This window comes from Paracraurococcus ruber (assembly GCF_004353985.1).
GTDB classification, from domain to species: Bacteria; Pseudomonadota; Alphaproteobacteria; order Acetobacterales; family Acetobacteraceae; genus Paracraurococcus; species Paracraurococcus ruber.
Map to the genome: position 1 here is coordinate 1 of NZ_SMOA01000372.1, position 4,336 is coordinate 4,336.

Consider the following 4,336-nt stretch of genomic DNA (forward strand, 5'->3'; position numbering starts at 1 on the left):
CAGGGCTCGCCCCGCGCCGCCGCCGGCGGATGCGCCCGCCGCGCCCGGGTCAGGCGGCGATGTGCACCGCCGGCCGCCGCCCCTCGTTCCAGCGCCCGTCCAGCGCCCGTTCCACCTGCGCCGCCAGTTGCAGCAGCAGCCCGTCGCTCGCCTGCCGGCCCATCGCCTGGATGCCCAGCGGCACGCCATTCTCCTGCATCGCCATCGGCAGGGAGATCGCCGGGATGCCGCAGAGATTGGCCAGCGGCGTGTAGGGAAACTGCCGCCAGAGATTGGCGAACCAGTCCTGCACGTCGGGATTTCCGCTGATGGTCAGGAACTCCGTCGTGCCGAGGCGCGGCGTCGGCAGGGCGGTGACCGGCGTCAGGATGATGTCCCAGTCCTCGAGGAAGGCGCCGAAGGCGCGGGATGCGGCGTTGAAGGCGGCCTGCATCCGGAAGCGATCGGAGAAGCTCGTCCCGATGCCGGCTTGCCAGATGCGGATGTTGATCGGCTCGACCAGCCCCTCGGGCGGGCGGTCCAGCCCCTTGGCGGCCAGCAGGGCGCCGATGGTCTGGGCGAAATTGCTGATGTAGCAGGTGGTCTGCGCGGCGAAGGCGGCGCGCAGGTCCACGGTCGGCACCTGCCAGTCGACATGGTGGCCGAGGCTCTCCAGCAGCCGCCCGGCCTTCTCCAGTTCCGCGACGAAATGCGGCACGGCGCGGTAGTCGCCCCATTCGTGCGACAGGGCGATGCGCAGCCGCGGCGGATCGCGCCCGATCAGCCGCGACGCCGGTTCGTCCGGCGTCCAGAAGGGCATGAACTCGCCCGGCGCGCCGCCGCGGCAGGCATCGAGGAAGGCGGCGGTGTCGCGCACGCTGCGGCTGTGGCAGCCCTGGATGGAGACGAGGCCGGTCAGGTCCGAGGTGAAGGGGGCGGTGGAATAGACGCCGCGCGAGACCTTGAGGCCGACGAGGCCGCAGGCGCCGGCCGGGATGCGGATGGACCCGCCGCCATCCGTCGCATGCGCCAGCGGCACCGCGCCCGCCGCCACCATGGCGCCGCTGCCGGCCGAGGAGCCGTTGGTGGTATGCGCGGTGTTCCAGGGATTGCGGGTGGAATAGACCGCCGGGTTGTCGGCGGCGCTGCAGCAGCCGAATTCCGGCGTGGTGGTGCGGCCGAGGATGTTGAGCCCCGCCTTCCTGATGCGCCCGGCCAGGTGGCTGTCCGCCGCGGCGCGGTTCCCGCGCATGAGCAGCGAGCCCATCTCCTGCAGCCGCCCCTTCAGCGGAACGCCGAGGTCCTTCATCAGGTAGGGCACGCCGGCGAAGGGGCCGGCCGGATCCATGCCGTCCTTCAGCGGGTCGGCGACCAGGTCCTCGAACACCTCGACGACGGCCGATAGGGCGGGGTTGGTCCGCGCGATGGCCGCCGCCGCCTGGGCGGCCAGCTCGGCCGGCGCGACCTCGCCGGCGCGGACCCGCGCCGCCAGGGCCAGCGCGTCATGCGCCGCCCACTCCTCCCATGTCATCGCCAGCGTCATGTCGTGCATCCGCCTTGCCTGAAGCCGGGCAGACTAGAGCGGATCGCCGCGCGGCGTGAACGCCACGCCGCCCGACGCCGCTGCGCCAGGGATGGCCCGGGGCGGTCGGCGCGTCCGGACGACCCCGCCAACCGCATCCGGCGCCGAGGCGCTGCGAAGGCCCGGCGGCGTCGCGTGCCGCGGCGATCGCTGGGGCTCAGCGGGTCGCGGGGTCCGGCGGCCGCGCGGGCGGTCCGGCTGCCGATCGCCAGGGGGCGCCGGCGCCGCGACCGCCATCCGGCCGGCGATGACCCCGCGCGGGATGGCTGTCCCACCACGCGGGCGGGCCGTGCCGGACAGGATCCGGGACGGGGAGGGGGGCCGGATGGCACGGTCCCCCGGCAAGGCGGCGCCGCGCCCGCCATCGCGGCGGCGAAACACTTCCAGCGATCCGCCCGCGGCCTCTATCCTGCGCCGTCGCAGGGCTGCCGCCGTCATGGACGCACCGCTCGCCGCCGCCGAGGCCCCGGCCGCTGCCACCCCGCCCCCCGGACGCTGGGCGGCATGGCGACGGTGGCGCTTGCCCTGGCTGGTCCTGGGCCTGCTGCTCGGCCTTGTCGGCGCCGCCGCCGCCCTGCTGCTGCCGCTGCGAGAGGCGCCGCACCGGCCGGCGCCCTTTCCCTCCCTGGCCTGGCTGCTGGAGCCGCGGGAGGCGAATGGCTTCGCCCGCGCGCCGCCACGCAGCTTCGTCAGCCGCGCGGGGCGCGAGGTGGTGGACCGCGAGCAAGGCAGCATCGACGGGCTCTGGCTGGCGCCGGATGGAAGGCTGGCCCTGGCGGTGGGCTGGGATGGCGCGGTCTGGCGCAGCACCGATGGCGGCCGGCACTGGCGGGCCCTGCCGCCGGTCACCGAGGCGCATCTGTTTCGCGTCGGCGCCGATCCCGCCACCGGCGCCGCGCTGGCCCTGTCCCGCGACGGCACGGTGGCAAGCAGCGGCGATGGCGGCCGGTCCTGGGCCGGGACGCATCAGGGCAAGAAGATGCCCTTCGCGGATGCGGCGGTCGCGCCGGACGGACGCGGCGCGGTCGCGGTGATGTTCGACGGTGCGCTGTTCCGCTGGCAGCCCGGCGCGCCCGACTGGGCCGGTGCCGGCGGCAGCTACGCCCTGGTCGGCATCGCCTATGCGGCGGATGGCAGGCTTCTCGGGGTCGGCGACGAGGGCGCCTTCATCGAGGGGCTGGGCGCGGCCGGGACGCCGCGCACCCGGCCGACCGGGGCGACGGCGCGGCTGCGCGCGGTGCTGCCGTCGGCCGCCGGGCTGGTGCTCCTCGCCGGGGAGGAGGGGATGATCCGCCGCAGCCAGGATGGCGGGGCCACCTGGCAGGCCGTTGCCTCCCCCACCCGGCAGCGCCTCCTCGCCCTTGCCGCCCCGGCCGATGGGACGACCGTCATCGCTGCCGGGGAAGGCGGGACCATCCTCCGCAGCACCGATGCGGGCCGCAGCTTCGCCATCGTGCCGGGCATCCCGCCGGCGCATCTGCGGACCCTGGCCTTCGGTCCCGATGGCCTCGTCCTCGCCGCCGGCAGCAACGACATGCTGCTGCGCAGCACCGATGGCGGCGCCACCTGGGCGATGCCGCCGCACGAGAGCAGCCCGGCGCCGCTGGCCTGGCTGCTCTGGGGCTCTGGCCTGGTCGCGCTGCTGTCCGGCGCCCGGCCGCTGCCGCGCGCGGCGCCGCCGCCGGCCGCCGGCGACATCGCCGGGCTCTTCGCCACCGACCGGCCGCTGCGCGAGGGCGACCCGGACGCCGCCGGCGCCGGGCTGCTGGCCGACCGCATCAGCCGCTTCCTGCGCAACCGACGGACCGAGCCGCCGCTCACCCTCGCCGTCACCGGGCCCTGGGGCACCGGCAAGAGCAGCGTGCTGAACCGGCTCTGCGCCGATCTCGCCACGCACGGGCTGCGGCCGGTCTGGTTCAATGCCTGGCACCACCAGAAGGAGGAGCATCTCTTCGCCGCCCTGCTCGAGGCGGTGCGCCAGCAGGCGGTGCCGCCGCTCGGCAGCCGCGCGGGGCTGGAGGTGCGCGGCCGCTTGATGTGGCGCCGGCTGCGGGCGGATGCGGCGCTCTGGATCGGCATCCTCCTCCTCGCGGCGGTGGTCGCCGGCCTGCTCTCGGCGTCGCAATGGCCGACGCCCGCGCAGGCCTGGGCGGCGCTGCGCAGCGCCTTGGGGGCAGACGGCAGCAAGCTGGACTGGGGCAAGGCGCTGGCCGGCTTCGGCGCGCCGCTCGGGGCGCTCGCCGCCGCCTGGCGCTTCCTCGCCGGCTTCGGGGACAGGCTGAAATCCGGCGGCCTCGATCCCGGGCGGCTGATGGCGGCCGTCGCCGGCGCGACCGGCGCGAAGCAACTGGGGGCCCAGCTTGCCTTCCGCGCCCGCTTCGCCGAGGCGCTGGCCGAGGTGGCGGAGGCGCTGGGCGACCGCACCCTGACCGTGGTGGTGGACGACCTCGACCGCTGCCGGCCGGACCAGGTGGCGGAGGCGATGGAGGCGATCAACTTCCTCACCAACGCCGCCGGCTGCTTCGTCATCCTCGGCATCGCGCGGGAACAGGTGCTGCTGGCCATGGGGCTGGCGCACAGGGACATGGCGAAGGAGATGGCGCCGGACGGCACGCCGGAGCGCGAGGCGCGCATCCTATATGCCGAGAACTACCTGCAGAAGCTGATCCAGATCGAGGTGCCGGTGCCCGGCTTCGACCAGGCGGCGGCCGGCCGGCTGGTGGCGGCGGCGCGGGAGGAGCGCGCGCCGCCGCGGCGGCGCCGGCTGGGCCCGGG

The 4,336-nt window shown here is 75.8% G+C and carries 2 protein-coding genes; one reads left to right on the plus strand and one right to left on the minus strand.

Annotated elements, in window-relative coordinates; genetic code table 11:
- Window positions 1–49 precede the first annotated feature (49 nt).
- Entirely contained in the window at window positions 50–1,510 is a 1,461-nt protein-coding gene (locus tag E2C05_RS29225) for an amidase (RefSeq protein WP_240046942.1), read from the minus strand.
- 571 nt (window positions 1,511–2,081) lie between these two features.
- Here E2C05_RS29225 and E2C05_RS29230 point away from each other — a divergent pair.
- Window positions 2,082–4,336 (plus strand): P-loop NTPase fold protein (locus E2C05_RS29230; protein WP_158292453.1); only part of this gene is annotated, 2,255 nt, incomplete at its 3' end.

Coding starts and splice junctions, on each gene's coding strand:
- E2C05_RS29225 (WP_240046942.1), bottom strand. CDS start 1,510: ATGACATGGGAGGAGTGGGCGGCGCATGACGCGCTGGCCCTGGCGGCG.